The sequence below is a fragment of the Nocardia nepalensis genome (genome assembly GCF_048910785.1).
Taxonomy (GTDB): Bacteria; Actinomycetota; Actinomycetes; order Mycobacteriales; family Mycobacteriaceae; genus Nocardia; species Nocardia nepalensis.
The window spans coordinates 345,736-361,681 of record NZ_JBKBET010000037.1; the positions used below are offsets into that span (position 1 = coordinate 345,736).

Sequence of the window (15,946 nt, forward strand, 5' to 3'; positions counted from 1 at the left end):
TCGAGTCGGGACGACCACCGTGGGTTCGCCCCTGGCATCCCTCACACTGCTAGTCAGCTATCCGTCGCGGGTGGACACCGCGCACACTGTCAACCTGTGGGATGGTGTGCCCCCGCCTTCGTCGACGACGCTTCCGACATGGACGGCTACGAACTGTACGAGCTTGCGCGCAAGCTGATGCAAATCGGCGAGGACGCGATCACGGACCCAACGGGCCTGGGACAGCTATCCCCCGGCGAGCGCCACGTCACGACCGACGTGTTCGAACACCCGGACACCGCGATCACCGACCGCGCCGGCTCCCCGGCGGGCCACGTGAAGGCGTCCGTCACCACCCTGAGCGACCGCGACGCCGCGACCATCACCGCCGCCGACCCGAACGCCCCCGAACGCACCATGGCCCGGCTGATCCCCCGGAACCACCCAGCCGCGCTCATCGACCAGCGGCTCGCCGCGGCCGCTGGGATCCAGGACCCCGGCAAGGCCAAGGAAATGATCGGAACGCTCGAGGAACTGGCGCGCCGACTGACCGTGACCTTCTCGACGGAGCACTTCGAAACGTATTACTCCGGGACGCATTACGCCGGAACGCCGCCATGGGACACCGGCGGCCCGCAACCGGCCTTGTCGAGCCTCGCCGAGGCGGGCGCCTTCCGCGGCCGGGTGCTCGAGGTGGGGTGCGGCACCGGCGAGCAGACGCTCATGGTGGCGGCGCTCGGCCTGTCGGCAGTCGGCATCGACACAGCGTCGACGGCGATCGAGATCGCACGGCGCAAAGCCCAGGAGCGGGATCTAGAGGCGCGCTTCCTGGTCGGGAACGCGCTCGAGCTCGACCGGCTGGGCGAGCAGTTCGACACCGTGATCGACTGCGGCCTTTTCCACGCGTTCAGCGACGCCGAGCGGATCCGATACGCCGACAGCCTGGCCGCCGTCATGCCCGCGGACGCACGGTTGTTCCTGCTCAGCTTCAGCGACCGGCATCCACCCGGCATCGGACCACGACGAGTAAGCCAGGACGAGATCCGGGACACCTTCGCCAACGGCTGGCGGATCGACTCCATCGAACCCGCGACGCTGGCGAACACCAGATACGCCGACGGGGTGCCGGCGTGGCTGGCCACGATCACCCGCACCTGAGCGCCGCAAGCCGAGACGACGACGGACCGACATGGCGGTGATCATGCGGTCCGTCGGACGGCCGGATCGCCGACGAGGAACTGCTGGCCGAGATCGTCGAAATGCATACCAATGCCACGTTGCGGCGCCGAGGCATGCACGGAGGCCGCACGCGGGCCGAGCAACTGGAGTGGCCGTTCGCAGCGCTTGGAATACGCGGTCTGGAGCCGCGATGTCCGTGACGGCCAATTGATCCACCAGAGCGACTACGGTTCGACTTTCCCGGCCATTCGGTTCGCTAATTGGTTGGCGGACAATGGGATCGTACATCGATGAGTTCAGTCGACGGCTGCCCCGATCCGGCTGATATCCACTGCTTCCCCTGGTCGAGGGGCGCGCGGCGGGCGGCCCGAACGTGGTGGATCTGGTGGGACTGCACGTGATCCAGGGCTACCTGCTCGTCGAGCGACCCGAATCCGGTTTACAGGAGTTGGCGGATGCGTTGCACGATTTCGGTCATCTCGTCGGGCGAAACCGTGGAATCGAGAGCCAGTTGACGGTTGAAAGTTGTGATGATCGTGGCCGACAGCGGTGTGGTTTGCGGTGGCGGTGGCGTGGTTCGCGGTGGCCTGGACTGCCCCGGGGGTACGACGACGCGGAAGTCGGTGACCGTGACGCCGGTGGGTGTCGGGAGGTCGGGCACAGTCCCCAAGTTGGTCGATATGACGGTCATCGGCGAGGCGGTCGGCATTGCGGGGCCGAGCGCCTCGGCGAGGGCCGCTCGCTGAATCCGGCCGGTGGACAACTCATCTGCCAGTCGATCGACGATTGCGCCAGCAAGTGCGGCCGTGCCCGCGTCGCTGGTGTCCACGGCGGGATCGGCTACGAAGTGAACCATTCCGAAGACACTGGTTCCCTCGGTGAGCCCGATCGGGGGGTCCACCCGTTCGCGCAGGTTGATGGCGTACCGATGGATCAGATCAGAAACATCGAAGCCATGGGTCCGGGCAGCGGTCTGCAACAATGCCGCCGAGACCAATCCATTGATCGTGGTCCCCAGTCGACGTCCCGCACTGTGGAGGGCATCGGTCTCGTCCGCGGTGAACCGAACCCGGGTCCGGGACGGCGGGGTGGTCCGCGGGCGAAGAGGTTCCCTTGTGGGCGGCATCTCCCAGGTCGGGGCCTCGGGCACGAAACCGCGCTCCGACAACAGGGTTTCGAGCGACTCGGGATAGGGATGGGGCACCGGCTGCTGCGGTCGGCCTTCGATGACGCCGGTGTAGTAGGTCCACAGGTCCGCCAGCAGCCGCAGCGAATGCGGACCATCGGCGATCGCGTGGTGGGTCACCAGTGTCACCGAGGATGTGCCGACATCGTGGCGTACCACCGACAGTGCCGAGGTCCGGCCGCAGAGGTCGGGAAAACCGAACAGCGGATCTGTGTCGGCGGTCTCGGGGGCGCTGACGACTCCGGGCGACGCGTCATCGGTTTCGAGGACCGCCTGCCCGGCAGCTGTGTATCCGATCCGCGCGGCCAGTACGGGGTAGGCGCTGCGCAGGATCGCGAATGCTTCCTGCCACGCCGCTAAGTCCACCGGGCCGGCGAGCTGGGTCGAATAGCCGACGTACCGGCCGCCATCGGCGGAGCGCGACTCGGTCGGTGACAGCTGCCGGATCAGGGTATGTGTCGGCGCCATCGCTTGTTCTCCAGAAGAAATAGCCATGAATTCCGAGTATTCGGTCCGTCGAACCCCACTCCGGGTGTCATGACTGCGGGACAATGAGACCGTAACTGATTGCCTCATGTACGAGACGCCGAGCCGGGTCGGGCTGGTGATCGCCTGATTCGATCAGCCTGTCGACCAGATCCGCGCTGCTCGTCGAGCCATCGGCCATCGCGAGCACTGACTCCATGGCCGGGGTGAGTGCTAATGGAACACCGACCGAACCTACGACGGACTGCGCCGCACGTAGATATTCGCCGTCGATCGCGAAATCGTCGTTCACGGCTATGTCCCGATATTTGCAGACCAACTCTCCCGGGTCGACCCCGATACCCGTTGAATTGCCGGCAAAGACGTCTTCGATCGCATCGCGCAGGCTCGATGGAATGTCGAGTTGGTCCAGATATCTGCCGTACCAAGGGCGGTGCGCGAAAGCCCCCGCAATGAGCGAGATGAATGCCTTTTCGGGAGTAATACCGGGTACCTCGAACTTGTTTCTGGCGTGCCAGAAATAGGACTCCTTTCCCCCACCCTGCCCACTGTACAAGACATACACTTGATCTCTGAGTCGCGAGAACTCCGCGCGATAAGTTCGCTCGTAGAAATCCAGCACCTTATGGCGGTCGATCTCGGTCTTGTCCAAAATGGTGTTGATCGTCACCGCGCCGAGAAAGCCGCTGAGCAGCGCGAGATGAACACCCGTGGAGAACAGGGGATCGATGAAGCATGCGGCGTCACCCACGGCGATATATCCATCGCCGGAAAAACGCTCGAACGCATAGGACCAGTCGCGCGCGACCTTGATATCCTCCACCTGTTCCGCATCCTGTAAGCGTGCGGCCAGCTCGGGCGTGGCAGCCAGGCACTTGGCGTAATAAGATTCCATGCCCGAGTCGCGGTACTCCTGTAACACGCTGGTATCGACGACCATGCCGACGCTCGTAATATCGTTGCTCAGCGGAATGAACCACCACCAACCGTCCTCGAACGACGGCAGGAAGGTGTTGCCCGCATCGAGGCCCGTGGGACGTTCCGCGTTCTTCCAGTAGGTCCAGACCGCCATGTTCTTCTTCAGGAATGGGTCCCATTCCCGTTTGTGCAGCCGGTTGGACACAACGCCGCCCTGACCGGAAGCGTCCACGATCCAGCGAGCTCGGGCTCGATGACGCGTCCCGCTCGGGTCGACGAAGTCGACGGTGGATACATCATCCGGGGACAAGTCGAAGTCGACAACTTTATGCTCTTCACGAACATCGGCCCCATGTTCCGCGGCATTGTCGAGCAGCATCTTGTCGAATTGGCCACGCTCAACCTGGTACGTGTGACCGTAGACCATCGTCAGGGCATCTTTGAAATAGACCGTCCACGGTTCCCGGTTTTCACCCCAGACCCATTGAACACCGTACTTCTTTATGAACCCCGCGCTCTCCATGCGGTCCAGCACACCGATACGTCTCAAAAGGTCGACGGTTCCCGCAATAAGCGACTCGCCGATGTGGTAGCGCGGAAAGCGCTCCGACTCCAGCACGAGAACCTGCTTACCGTAATCCGCGAGAAGCGTGGCGGCCATAGCACCGCCCGGGCCGCCACCGATGACTATGACGTCGTACTGCAAAGATGTTTCGAGCAACGTTGGTCCCTCTCGCCTTATGGCCAGTCTTTTTCGGGCAGGGTGTGACTTACGCGGCCGAGATGCCTGGAGAAGAATCGGGTCGCGCTGTCGATCTCGAACCGAGGCAGTTCGTGGTGCGTACCGGCGTTGGCGTGCAACGTCTTCTCCTCGGAGGCGAAGGCGTCGAACAGCGCGAGACCGGCCTCGCGCGGGATGTCCTCGTCGTCCCACTGCAGGTCGAACTGGATCGGGATGGTGATCCGCTCGGCCTTCTCTGCCAGGGTGTCGGGCCAGTGCAGGCCGAAGACGGCGGCGGTGATCCTGGGCTCGACCGCCGCCAGCGGCACCCCGATCGCCGTGCCCAGGTTGATGCCGAAGTAGCCCACCGGCCCATCGGCGCCGATCTCCGCGAGCTCTTGAAGGGCGTCCAGGGTCGCGCGCCACTCGGGCACGGCCTGCTCCGCCAGATACGCGCTGTAGCGGCGGGCAGACGGGCCTTCGGGTTCCCCAGCCGCCTTCGCCGCATGCAGTGCGGCGAGCTCCCGCTCGTCGTGTGCCGTGCGCGGCCGGTCGCCGTGACCGGGCGCGTCGATGACGGCGACATGGAAGCCGCCGTCGGTCACGAAACGCTGTGCCCGGCCCGACATCGACGGATGTTTCTTGTGGTTGCCCCCGGCGTGACTCATCAGCACCAGGGGCGCCCGATCGGCACCGCGGGCGGGCGACCAGAGAACCCCGGGAACCTCGCCCACGATGAAGTCGCGCTCGACCATGCCATCCGAGGACGACTCGGTGGTGAACCGCAGCGAGCACATGCTGTCGGCGCTCACCTCGGGCCGGTGTTGTGAGACGAGTCGGTCGCGAACAGCGCAGGCTTGACAGGCGTTGCCGTCCGCACCCTCGGTGATTCGCGGGAGGTGTCGAGGAGGTCGAGTACCGGAGCGAACTGCTCGGCGAACACGGCGTTGATCGTGAATGAGTCGACGCCGAGGGTCTCGCGGCGACGCAAGAGTTCATCGGCCATATCCCGCGGGGTGCCGCGCAGTATGCCCAGCGAATCACGCTCGATGAGCGTCTTCATGTCGGTCTTCAGCAGCCGCGACACCCACGGTGGCGCTTCGTCTCCGATGACGTAGATCGGGGCGACGAACTCCATCTCCTCACCTCGTTCCCCGGCCTGCTCACGGATCTGCGCCACGAGCGCGGCGATCTCCTCCCGGGTGGCGAACGGGCTCGAGGCGACCGTGATCCGGTCGGCCTTGGCCGCGGCCAGCGCACGGGCCTTGGGACCACCGGCGGCGATCAGCACCGGGGTGTATCCCTCTCCGTCGAGGGCACGCAACTCATCGATCGTCTGCTCCACCTGCGCCAGCCGTTGCGCGCCCGACCCCGGCGTCAGACCGATCAGCTTTGCCGCGTCCTCGAGGACGAACGGCCGGCCCGTCCCGATACCCAGATCGAATCGCCCACCACTGAGCATCGACACGGTGTGGGCATCCCAGGCCGTCATCCGCGGCCCGCGCAACGGGGCCGCGACCACCCAAGTGCCCAGCCGCAATGTTGTCGTCGCACCGGCTGCCAGCGCGAGAGCGGGAAACGGCGACGGCGCAGTCAATACGTCAGCACTGAGCAGGCTCGTATACCCCAGATCTTCGGCCTGTTGGGCGATCCCCAGCCACTGCTTCTGATCCTTCGGCTCGGCGATCACGGCGAACTTGAACGGCTTGTCGGTCATGGGGCGACACCCTGTCCTTTCCTAGAGCGGACCCCATCAGCCAAGACTCGGCAAAGACGAAACCCTTCGGCCCGCACTCAGCAGGCTAAAGGCGGCTGAACCGAGCTGGGATCCCCCAGCTTGACAGACGTCCCACCGCCACCGCCGGGACCACCACGCACCCGCCGGGGTTGTCGTCGTTGATCACGCAGCGCGGCCACGCACGCCGGCAAGGAACCCGGTCGAGGCGTCGAGATCGGTGACGGAGGAGCCGCTGAGGTCGCCGCAGCCGAGTCGGGTTACGCTGCCCCGCAGGAGCTTTCGCGTGCCGGCCGGACCGGTCCAGTTGGTTCCGGTGCCGCCGGTACGACGAAAGACGCATGGCGCCAACCTTGTTCGCGATCGCTGCAACCACTGGGTAGCCATGACGACTACCCGGCACGACGCTGTCCGATCGCGGCTATCCCCTTGCGTTGCATGCGATCTGGTGTCGTGGGGGCTTGATCCGCGGGCCCGGCAACCGGTGAGCTTGCAGGGTCGGCGAACCGGTTGCGCTCACTGTCGAGCAGTTGCTTGCGATGGTGGTCGAACCGGATCGGCAACTCGGCGAGCGGAATCGGTTTTACCACAGCCCTTCTCGCGCCGAGCCCGGAGCGCTCGTCGCGAGTCGGGCCGGGTTCGACCGGGCAGGTCCGCGACCTACCTGCGAAGATCTTCTCGACTCGCCGATCGCCCGAGGAGCGATCCGCCCTGATGCGCGGGCCGGCCGACAATTCCGTCAAGACCAGAAAACCAACGGGAAAACTCGGCAACCTGCCGACCAGATTGACATAACGTGCCGACCGCGTATCACTCTCCACTCGGAACCTTCGCCCCGCGAAAACGCAACTGAAATTCTCCGGATGCCACTGCATCAACCGCAGTACCGAAGCGCAGCAGCGAATTCACGGCGACATTTCACGCATGCGCTAAATGGCTATTCCACCGCAATCAGATCTGCGATCGAGCGTCACCATCGATAGCCACTAACAACTGCTCTACCTGGCAATTTCTTACGAAAGCCAGTCGGCCCACCCCATCAGGCTTGATAGAAGTCATCGACGCCAAATGCAACCCTGGACCCCCTTGACCGTTAGCGGATGCAACGGTACTTTCTACCAGGACGGGGCGGTCACTCAATTTGCGAGACAATCACTTGCAGAGACATAAGGAATCGAAATTGAGTCGCGCACGATAAGCCCAGTGCATTACGAAACTTGAAGCATTATCACACTCGAGCACGCCGGGGGTTTCGATTGGACATTTCGGGTCTAAGCACATCACTTTTTTCCACCCACAGTTGTATCAACCTCGAAATCCTGCGCGCGGCCGGTTCGGTCTGGCTCGAGGGCGACGCTGTCTCCGCCATCTCGCTGGCCGAGGCGGCGGCGACAGCCCGATGCCGACGAGGCAGCGAGTGCTGCACGGCGCTCGCAAGCCTGCAACTCGCGCTGCTGCTGACCAACCTCCGCTGTACTGACGAGGCCCGGCGCGCGGTGCAGCAAGCCACCACGACAGTCGACGACCCTGCGGTCAACGCGGCGACGGCACTGGTCAGAGCCAAGATCGCACTCTGTGACGGCAGCTTCGACGAGGCCGACGACCTGTCCGACACCGGAATGGCCGTGACGGCCGACCCGCGTCTGGCGTCATGGGCCCCGATCGGGAACATGGTCCGCGCGCTCACCGCAATGCGGCGTGGCGCGGTCGCCACGATGATTCGTCATGCCGACCAGCTCAAAGAGGACGTGATTTTCGGTCGGGACACCTTTCCCTGGAACTCGCCCGCATGGCTCGTCGTCCAGATCATCGAGGCGGAGAAGGGCTGGGAGGTCGCCGTACCGCTCGCGCGCAGGGTCCTCGATTCCGAATCGTCGGCCCGGCGTCTGCTGCTTTCGGAGCCCACAGCGGCGTCTTTTCTGGTGCGGATCCTGTTGCGGGCCGAGGACCGGGAACCCGCCCAGCGCGCTCGGCGTTGCGCGGCGACGCTGGCCGCGGACAACCCGGACTTCCGCGTACTCTCGGCCGTCTCCCGGCACCTGGAGGGTCTGCTCGAGAAGGACGTCAGCCTGCTGCAGCAGACCGCCACCTCCGACTGCGACCCGTGGACCCTCGCGGTGATGAACGAGGACATCGGCGATCTCCTGTCCGAGAACTCCAGAGAGTTCCGGCAGGCATGTATGCACTACGAGACGGCCATGCGCTCCTACGCGGAGGCGGGCTCCCCGCGCGACTCGTCCCGGGTGCGCAGCAAGTTACGGCCGCACAACACGTCCATGGCCGCGGCGAGGTTCTGGCCCAACAGCCGGATCCCCGTGTTGACCGACACCGAATACGCGGTGGCCGAACTGGTGGCGGGCGGACTCACGAACGCCGAGGTCGCCAGCAAGATGTTCCTGTCCCGCCACACCGTCGCCTTCCACCTCCGCAAGATTTTCCAGAAGGTGGGCGCCAAGTCGCGCATCGAGCTCGCGGTCATGTGGAAGCAGCTCGTCGTGCGAGAGGGCCTGGACATAGCCGGTGTTCCAGCGGTGTCGTAGCGGGCGACGGGTGCTGTGCGCCCAATGCCACTACCAATGTCGGGGATATCGTCCGGCACTCGCCGGACCTAGTGTTCGAAATCGGTCGAACACATAGTTCTGCGTCCAGCTCGGAGGGTCCGAATGAGTGACAACAAGTCAGTCCTAATGGAGGCCTACCAGCGGTTCCACAAGACGGGACCGGAATGGGGCGGCCATCATCTCAGCAACCACGGTCCGATGGCCGTCGAGGCCATGATCCGACACGGCCACACCGACTCGGTGCATCGCTGGATCGACAACTACGAGAAACGGCTGGAGGATCAGCCGCGCGGGTTCGCCCCGGTCACCGAGAACGACTGGCGGGAGGCCCTCGGCGACTTGAAGCGGGTGGCGGACTGGACGATCCTGTTCCAGCACGAGGTCGCGGAGCGTCCCTGGCGGGAGGTGCTGGCAACGTGGTGGCCGCGGCTGGTGCCCGGCATTGTCGGCGGCACGGCGCACGCCGCGATCCGGGTCGGACACGTGGTCCACGCGTTGATGGCGGCCGAAGCGGATCCAGACTCGGGGCTGGTGGGTTCCACGGATAACCCGTACGTTGTCGAACTCGCCGACGCCCTGGGCTACTGGGCCGCCAGCTGGACGCCGGTGGCCGGTGACCCCTCGCGCCGGTCCGGGACGCTGAGGCCGGCCGACGCCTTGGCCGCCGTGCCGACCGTCGCCGACCAGCAGAAGGGCGTCCCCTACCGGATCGCCCAGCTCCCGACCACCGAAGGCTGGCAATCGGCACTCGGTTCGCTGCGCGCCGCGGATGATCCCGAGCAGGTGCCAACGCTGTTGTCCCAGCTGATCGACGCCTCGGTGCTCTGGTACCTGAGCTACGGCCACGGCCACCCAGTCATGCTGGTCCACGCCTCGACGGCGCCGACCGCGGTCCTGCGGACGCTGCCGGCCCTGCCGCGTGAGCTGTGGGTGCCGGGTTTGGACGCCGTGTGGCAGACGACAGCCGCCTTGACCGCCGCGTGCACGCCCCCGGACGCCGCCGACCGCGTGGACCTCGCAGTCCACATCAACGGCGTCTCGACGACCGAGGACACCATGGCCATGGCTGTCGACCAGGGGGACGAACATGTCATCAAGTTCGCCGACGCCGCCCTGGACGCCTTCACGCGTACCGGGGACCAGGACACGCTCGCGGCGGCGAGCCGGTGCACCGAGCTGATCACCCTCAAAGAGGCCGAGGGACGTGCGCGATTCGATGGCCGTACACCCGCCAAGTAGTAACCGGCCGTCAGCGGATCCTGCGCACGGCCGCCACCGCGTGATGCCGCGCCACAGTCCCCACCTGGTTACTTACGGCGCGGCATCGGGTCCAGAAGAGCTTCGGACAGCTCGCATCCATCAACTGTTGCGGCCGGCGGCGAAGTAGGCGCGCAACGGCGCCACCGCATGTTCGCCCGCGCCGGCGTCGATCGCGGCGGCCAACGCGGTCAGCTGGACCGTGGCGAGGCGCAGGGCGGTCGGGTCGGAAATGGTGGGGACGAACCGGCCCAGTTCGTTCTCGACGTCGACCAGCTTGTTCTGCGCCTCGGTGAGCACCACCCATGGCCCGCTGATCACGTGCGCGTGGCAGTCGTGCAGCACCCGGCCCAGATCGGTCAGCACGTTGCGACCCAGACCTCGCCCGGGAGTGGCCACCATGGTCACCACGCTCTTGCCGTGCAGCGCGGCATCAACGACGGGGCGTGAGACCCAGTCGATGGCATTCTTGACCACGCCCGGAATCGAGCTGTTGTACTCCGGTGTGACGATGATCAGACCGTCCACCTCGCGGACGGCGTCGCGCCACCGGTCCACCGGAGCCGGGACGCCCTCCCGAGAATCGAGATCCCCGTTGTACAGCGGCAGGTCGCCGAGCCCGTCGAAGACGTCGATCGTCATCCCCGCCGGGGCCAGCGACCGAACGGCCGCCAGGAGCCGGGTGTTGAGCGACTCTCTACGAAGCGATCCCGAAACGCCGAGAATCCGCACCTCACCACACTCGCCTTCGTGTCGTCACGGTCTGCTGGCCCGATGGCAGGAATCGCCGCTCAGGGAGCTGACTCACCGATGTCGACAAGGACCTTGCCGACGATGCCACCCTGCACGGCGTCCTGCGCCTCGCCGCTGCGGTGCAGCGGGAACCGGTGCAGCGGCAGCCCGGCCTCCTCCCCGACGGTGATCGCTCCCGCGGCCGCCGCTTCGGTGATATCGGCCGATGCGAGGTCCTTGTCGGCCTCGGGCATCGTCATCACCATGACGAACTGGAAGCGCAGGTTCCGCCCGATCGCCTGCCGCGTCGGAAACGTCAGCGTGCTGGTGCCCTCGGTACCGTACGAGGCGACGGTGCCATTGGGGGCGAGGACCTCCATGGCGGTGCCGATGTTCACGGTCGACGCCACCTCGACGATCAAGTCCACCCCGCTCGGGGCCAGCGCGCGGATGTCCGCCACCGCCGTGTCCGACCGGTAGTCAACGGTGTACGCCGCACCAGCGGCGAGGGCCAGCTTCGCCTTCTCCGGACTGCTGACCGTAGCGATCACCGACGCCCCGGCCCAGGTTCCGAGCTGAACCGCGGCCTGCCCGACCCCTCCGGCACCTCCGGTGACGAGTACGGTGCACCCCGCAAGCGCGCCAGGGCCCAGACGGCTCGGACCGTCCTGGCCGGCGAGCAGACAGCGGTGCGCGGCCACCGACCGCAGACCCAAACTCGCGCCGACCTCGAAAGACAGGCTGTCGGGCAACGGCACCGCGTTACGGGACGGAACGATGGTGTATTCCGCGGCCGTGCCATGGGGGCGCTTGTACGCCGCCTCCCAGACCCACACCCGCTGCCCGACTCTTCCCGGATCGACACCCTCCCCCACGGCGTCGACAACACCGCCGCCATCGTGATGCGGCACCACTTCGGGGTACATCAAGGCACCGCCCCGGTGACCGAACTCCCGGGCCTTCCAGTCGGAATGATTGACCCCGGATATCGCGATGCGAACCCGGACCTCACCGGGACCCGGCTCCGGCACCGGCCGATCGACGAATTCCAGAACATCACTGCTACCGGTGGACGAATACACAATCGCCTTCATGCCGGGAACGTATCCGCCGCCCGCGCGGGCCGGCAATAGGCCCGGCACCAATCCGTCAACGTGACGGATACGCCGAGCCGGACCCACCGCGAGACCGCTCAATACTGGCGAACCTCGTTGGGCGGCTTGTCGACGCCGATCATCGTCCAAGGATTGCGCAGGTCGACCGGGACGTCGTCGCGCACGCGGTGCCCGGTAGCGCGAAAGTCACCGAACACGGTAGATCCGGACCGCGCGACCCTGACATCCCACACACTGCTAGTCCGCCGGTCGCCGCGGGTGAACGCACTGTCAACCTGTGGGATACCGTGCCCCGCCCCACGTCGGTCACGCTTCCGACAGGACGGCGTCGAGCTGTACGACCGGGTCTGTCGATTCAGCCGTTCCTACCGTCCCGGACGCCCTCGCGCGCATGTTCATGCAGATCGGCGAGGACGCCGTCGCTTGCGTCGAAGGGGATCCAGGATGACAGTCGCGATTCGGTTGGCGGCGCGGGACGATACTCGGTTGCCGGTGCGGTTGGCGCGTTCGCGGCAGGCTGTGGTGTCCGGTGCGCCCGGTGTGGGTATGCGGACCAAGGATTTCGACGCGTGGTTGGCCGGGCGCCGTCAGGCGCATCGTTTCGTGGTGGATCGAGTGCCGTTGGCGAAGATCGACGGTTGGTCGTTCGAGCGGGGCAGTGGCAACCTGGTGCATCGCAGTGGGCGGTTCTTCAGTGTGGAAGGGCTGCATGCGGTGATCGACGGGTACGAGTGGCAGCAGCCGATCATCGTGCAGCCGGAGGTGGGGATCTTGGGGATCCTGGCCAAGGAGTTCGATGGCGTGCTGCATTTCTTGATGCAGGCCAAGATGGAGCCGGGTAATCCCGGCCTATTGCAACTTTCGCCGACGGTGCAGGCCACGCACAGCAATTACACCGGTGTGCATCAGGGTGCCGAGGTGCGGTATGTGGAGTATTTCAACGGGCCGGGCCGGGGCCGGGTGCTTGCCGACGTGCTGCAGTCCGAGCACGGATCCTGGTTTCTGTGCAAGACCAACCGCAACATGATCATCGAGACTTTCGACGAGGTGGTGGCCGGTGAGGATTTCTGCTGGCTGACGTTGGGGCAGATCGGCACATTGCTGCACCGCGACAATGTGGTGAACATGGATGCGCGCAGTGTGCTCGCCTGTGCCCCGACGGCGTCGGCGGAGGCGGCCGCGGTGCGTTCGGATACGGACATGTTGTCGTGGTTCACCAATGAGCGGGCCCGGCACGATGTGCGGGTCCGGCGCATCCCGTTGGCCGAGGTGAACGACTGGGTGCGGACCGAGCACAACATCCAGCATGTCGGGAACCGGTATTTCCGGGTCGGCGGGGTGCGTGTGGAGGCAGGTAACCGTGAGGTGACCTCGTGGATGCAGCCGCTGTTCGAGCCGGTGGGTGTGGGTTTGTGCGCGTTCCTGGTCCGCCGATTCAGCGGCGTGCCGCACCTGCTCGTCCATGCCCGGGCCGAGGGCGGTCTGCTCGACACCGTGGAACTCGGGCCGACAGTGCAGTGCATCCCGGACAATTACGCTCATCTGCCCGCGGCCGAGCAGCCGCCGTTCCTGGATATGGTGCGCCGCGCGGGAGCCGACCGGATCCGCTACGCCGCAATGCATTCCGACGAGGGTGGCCGTTTCCTCAACGCTGTCAGCCGCTACCTGCTCGTGGATGCCGGGGAGATCGAGGCGGAAACCGAGCCTCCGTCCGGGTTCGCCTGGGTGACCCCCGGTCAGCTCAATTCGCTTGCCCGGCATGGGCACTACCTCAATATGCAGACCCGAACATTGCTCGCCGTCGTCGGACTGCTCAACGGGCCCCTGTAGCACAAGGCCCCGCGGGTCTGCGCCGCTATCGGATGTGGCGGGCGTAGGCGTCGACGCAACGTTGCAGGGCGGTGTGCAGCGGTACCCGGGGGCGCCAGCCGGTGGCCGCCCGGAACCTGGAGGAATCGATCACGACGCTGTGCATGTCGGTGACCGTGGCCAGATCGGGTGGCGGTACGCAGACCACGGGTACCGGCGGGCGTCCCAAGTGGGCGGCGACCAGGTCGGCGATCGTGTGCAGCACCTGGCCCAGGGGCACCCCGTGCCCGGTGCCCAGCAGCCAGTGCCGACCCGCGAGCCCGTCCGCGTGGTCGATCCCGGCCAGGAACGCGTCGGCAGCGTCGTGCACATACAACAGGTCGCGTTCCACGGTGCCGTCGTTCCACAGGGTGAGCTCCTCGCCCGCGAAGGCCTTGCGCACCATGGTGGAGACCACGCCGCGGCCGGTCAGCTGCCCCCGCGGGCTGTCGCCGTACACGGTGGGCAGCCGCAAGGACACCCCGCGGACCAGCCCTGCGGCGGTGGCCGCCCCGAGCACCTGCTCGGCGGTGTGCTTGTGCCGGTCGTAGGCGGTCGTTGGCCGGTCGGGTTCGCTGCCGTCCAGGGGTATCCGCTCGGGCAGACCGGCCTGTGAGGTGGACCCGGCGAATACGACCACGGGCGGGCGCCGGCTCTGCCCGACCAACCCGACCAGATCACTCATTACCCCGACGTTCACCCGCTCGGCGGCCGGGTTATCGGCGGCCTCACGCCAGCCGCCGGTGTGCATCAACAGGTGCACTACCGTGTCCGCGTCGGCCACCGCGGCTTTCAGGCCCGCGGCGGTGGTCAGGTCGGTGCACAGTGCCTCGACCTCGGCCACCGGGTCGGTCGGCACCATCGGCGGCCGCCGACCGACCGTGCGCAACCGGATCGGCCGCCGCGCAAGTGCTTCCACGACCGCGGCGCCGACAAAACCCGAACCACCCAGCACCACGACCGACGGCCGATCCCCGCCAGCGACGTTCCCGGCACCGGCGGCGTTCACTGCCCCGCCGGATCGGCGCGGTACAGGGCCTGCCAGTAGTAGCTCCACGACACCGCGCGATCGTTCGCCACGCACTGCCACCGCTCGCCGGGCCGGTACGCGGACAGGAAGGCGGGCACCTGCTCGAGCACCGCCTCGCTGTCGTGGATATCGATGACCTCACGCAGCAGCCCGCTGCTCAGCGCCAGCTCCACCACCGCCGTGCCCTGCGAGTGGCCGTCCAGCGTCTTGTCCAGGTACTTGCCGACCGGGTTGTTGACATAGAAATGCGCGCAGGTCGCATCGATGAGCGCCAAGTAGTCCCGCACGGTATCGGGATCCATCTCGGCGAACGAGTCGACGTTCACGCACAGATCGAAACGGGCACCGCGTACCTGTTCGTCTATCTCGTCGATGCCCACGAAACGGATCTTCTCGAACTGCTCGGGCTCGAGCACCGTCCGCAGATACCGGCGCGAGAGCGCCAGCGTGTTCGGCAGATCCACGATCGTGTACGCCGCGACTTCGTGGTTGGACAACAGGGTGTGGCAGGTCCGTCCGTACCCCGCACCGATCTCCATGATCTGGGCACCGTCCAGCGGCACATTCGCCGCCATGAACTCGACCTCGTGCACCGCCTGCAAGTAATCCAGGCACATCGGCTCACCGTGGCAACGCACCGAATACGGATCACCGACCTCACGGTGACGCGTGCGGCGCAACCTGTCCCTGTTCGCCGGACTCAATCCCATACCCAAGGCGAAGGTCAGCGCCTTCAGATACCGCACGCCGTTGGGCTGCGGATTCCACAACGCCAACTTGAAATTGACCCCGTTCGACTTGAACCCGGCCAGATCGGCCACAGCCTCCTGGGTGATATGCGCTTCGTTGATATGCAACCACTGCGCGCTCGGCCCGTACCGCCGATGCACCGACGACCCCTGCGACACCGGCGACGCCGGCGACACCTGATCAGTCATAACTGCGCCTCCCACGCGTCCGCCAGCCGGGGCGAGCCCGGGTAGCTACTTTTTCTACACCCGCCACCGCGCGACCGGCAGCCGGTCGAATGAGTAGTCCTGCGCCCACACCGACCACACGCAGTCAAGGTGAGGGATCCAAACCACCACACCCCTTGATTACCGTTAGCGCCATCTCGCGGGGTAGTGCTCCGCGGCTTTGCTGCCGACCCGCCGCCCGTGCCGCGGGCGGAACGGCCCGCCACTGTCGCGGCACGCAAT

12 protein-coding genes are annotated in these 15,946 nt (G+C 66.2%); 4 read left to right on the top strand and 8 right to left on the bottom strand.

What is annotated here, in order from left to right; genetic code table 11:
• The first annotated feature begins 138 nt into the window (after nucleotides 1-138).
• On the top strand, nucleotides 139-1,137 hold the full coding sequence (locus ACHQ4I_RS33200) for a class I SAM-dependent methyltransferase (RefSeq protein ID WP_420775834.1): 999 nt from the start codon (nucleotides 139-141) through the stop codon (nucleotides 1,135-1,137).
• A 460-nt stretch (nucleotides 1,138-1,597) separates the two neighbouring features.
• Here ACHQ4I_RS33200 and ACHQ4I_RS33205 read toward each other — a convergent pair whose 3' ends face one another.
• From ACHQ4I_RS33205 to ACHQ4I_RS33220, 4 genes are all read right to left on the bottom strand, one after another.
• On the bottom strand, nucleotides 1,598-2,812 hold the full coding sequence (locus ACHQ4I_RS33205) for a phthiocerol/phthiodiolone dimycocerosyl transferase family protein (protein WP_420775835.1): 1,215 nt from the start codon (nucleotides 2,810-2,812) through the stop codon (nucleotides 1,598-1,600).
• Nucleotides 2,813-2,879: 67 nt separating this feature from the next.
• Complete coding sequence (locus tag ACHQ4I_RS33210; RefSeq protein ID WP_420775836.1) at nucleotides 2,880-4,469, bottom strand: NAD(P)/FAD-dependent oxidoreductase; 1,590 nt, start codon at nucleotides 4,467-4,469, stop codon at nucleotides 2,880-2,882.
• A 17-nt stretch (nucleotides 4,470-4,486) separates the two neighbouring features.
• On the bottom strand, nucleotides 4,487-5,281 hold the full coding sequence (locus ACHQ4I_RS33215) for an alpha/beta hydrolase family protein (RefSeq protein WP_420775837.1): 795 nt from the start codon (nucleotides 5,279-5,281) through the stop codon (nucleotides 4,487-4,489).
• On the bottom strand, nucleotides 5,278-6,186 hold the full coding sequence (locus tag ACHQ4I_RS33220; RefSeq protein ID WP_420775838.1) for an LLM class flavin-dependent oxidoreductase: 909 nt from the start codon (nucleotides 6,184-6,186) through the stop codon (nucleotides 5,278-5,280). Before ACHQ4I_RS33220 ends, ACHQ4I_RS33215 begins: the two co-directional genes overlap by 4 nt.
• A gap of 1,514 nt (nucleotides 6,187-7,700) precedes the next feature.
• Between ACHQ4I_RS33220 and ACHQ4I_RS33225 the strand changes: the two genes are divergently transcribed.
• Both ACHQ4I_RS33225 and ACHQ4I_RS33230 read left to right on the top strand, forming a co-directional pair.
• The gene (locus ACHQ4I_RS33225) at nucleotides 7,701-8,744 is read left to right on the top strand and encodes a helix-turn-helix domain-containing protein (protein ID WP_420775839.1); all 1,044 of its coding nucleotides are present in this window, start codon (nucleotides 7,701-7,703) and stop codon (nucleotides 8,742-8,744) included.
• Nucleotides 8,745-8,867: 123 nt separating this feature from the next.
• Nucleotides 8,868-10,004, top strand: a complete 1,137-nt coding sequence (locus ACHQ4I_RS33230) for a questin oxidase family protein (protein WP_420775840.1) — start codon at nucleotides 8,868-8,870, stop codon at nucleotides 10,002-10,004.
• Between the two features lie 120 nt (nucleotides 10,005-10,124).
• Here ACHQ4I_RS33230 and ACHQ4I_RS33235 read toward each other — a convergent pair whose 3' ends face one another.
• Both ACHQ4I_RS33235 and ACHQ4I_RS33240 read right to left on the bottom strand, forming a co-directional pair.
• On the bottom strand, nucleotides 10,125-10,754 hold the full coding sequence (locus ACHQ4I_RS33235) for an NAD(P)H-dependent oxidoreductase (RefSeq protein WP_420775841.1): 630 nt from the start codon (nucleotides 10,752-10,754) through the stop codon (nucleotides 10,125-10,127).
• Between the two features lie 59 nt (nucleotides 10,755-10,813).
• A complete protein-coding gene (locus tag ACHQ4I_RS33240; protein ID WP_420775842.1) occupies nucleotides 10,814-11,848 on the bottom strand; it encodes an NADPH:quinone reductase in 1,035 nt (344 codons plus the stop codon).
• A 465-nt stretch (nucleotides 11,849-12,313) separates the two neighbouring features.
• Here ACHQ4I_RS33240 and ACHQ4I_RS33245 point away from each other — a divergent pair, with 465 nt between their 5' ends.
• Nucleotides 12,314-13,699, top strand: coding sequence for an NDP-hexose 2,3-dehydratase family protein (locus tag ACHQ4I_RS33245; RefSeq protein WP_420775843.1), 1,386 nt, complete (start codon nucleotides 12,314-12,316; stop codon nucleotides 13,697-13,699).
• A 25-nt stretch (nucleotides 13,700-13,724) separates the two neighbouring features.
• Here the strand turns inward: ACHQ4I_RS33245 and ACHQ4I_RS33250 are convergent, their stop codons facing one another.
• Nucleotides 13,725-14,726, bottom strand: a complete 1,002-nt coding sequence (locus ACHQ4I_RS33250; protein WP_420775844.1) for an NAD-dependent epimerase/dehydratase family protein — start codon at nucleotides 14,724-14,726, stop codon at nucleotides 13,725-13,727.
• Nucleotides 14,723-15,685, bottom strand: a complete 963-nt coding sequence (locus tag ACHQ4I_RS33255) for a putative sugar O-methyltransferase (RefSeq protein WP_420775845.1) — start codon at nucleotides 15,683-15,685, stop codon at nucleotides 14,723-14,725. Before ACHQ4I_RS33255 ends, ACHQ4I_RS33250 begins: the two co-directional genes overlap by 4 nt.
• Nucleotides 15,686-15,946 lie beyond the last annotated feature (261 nt).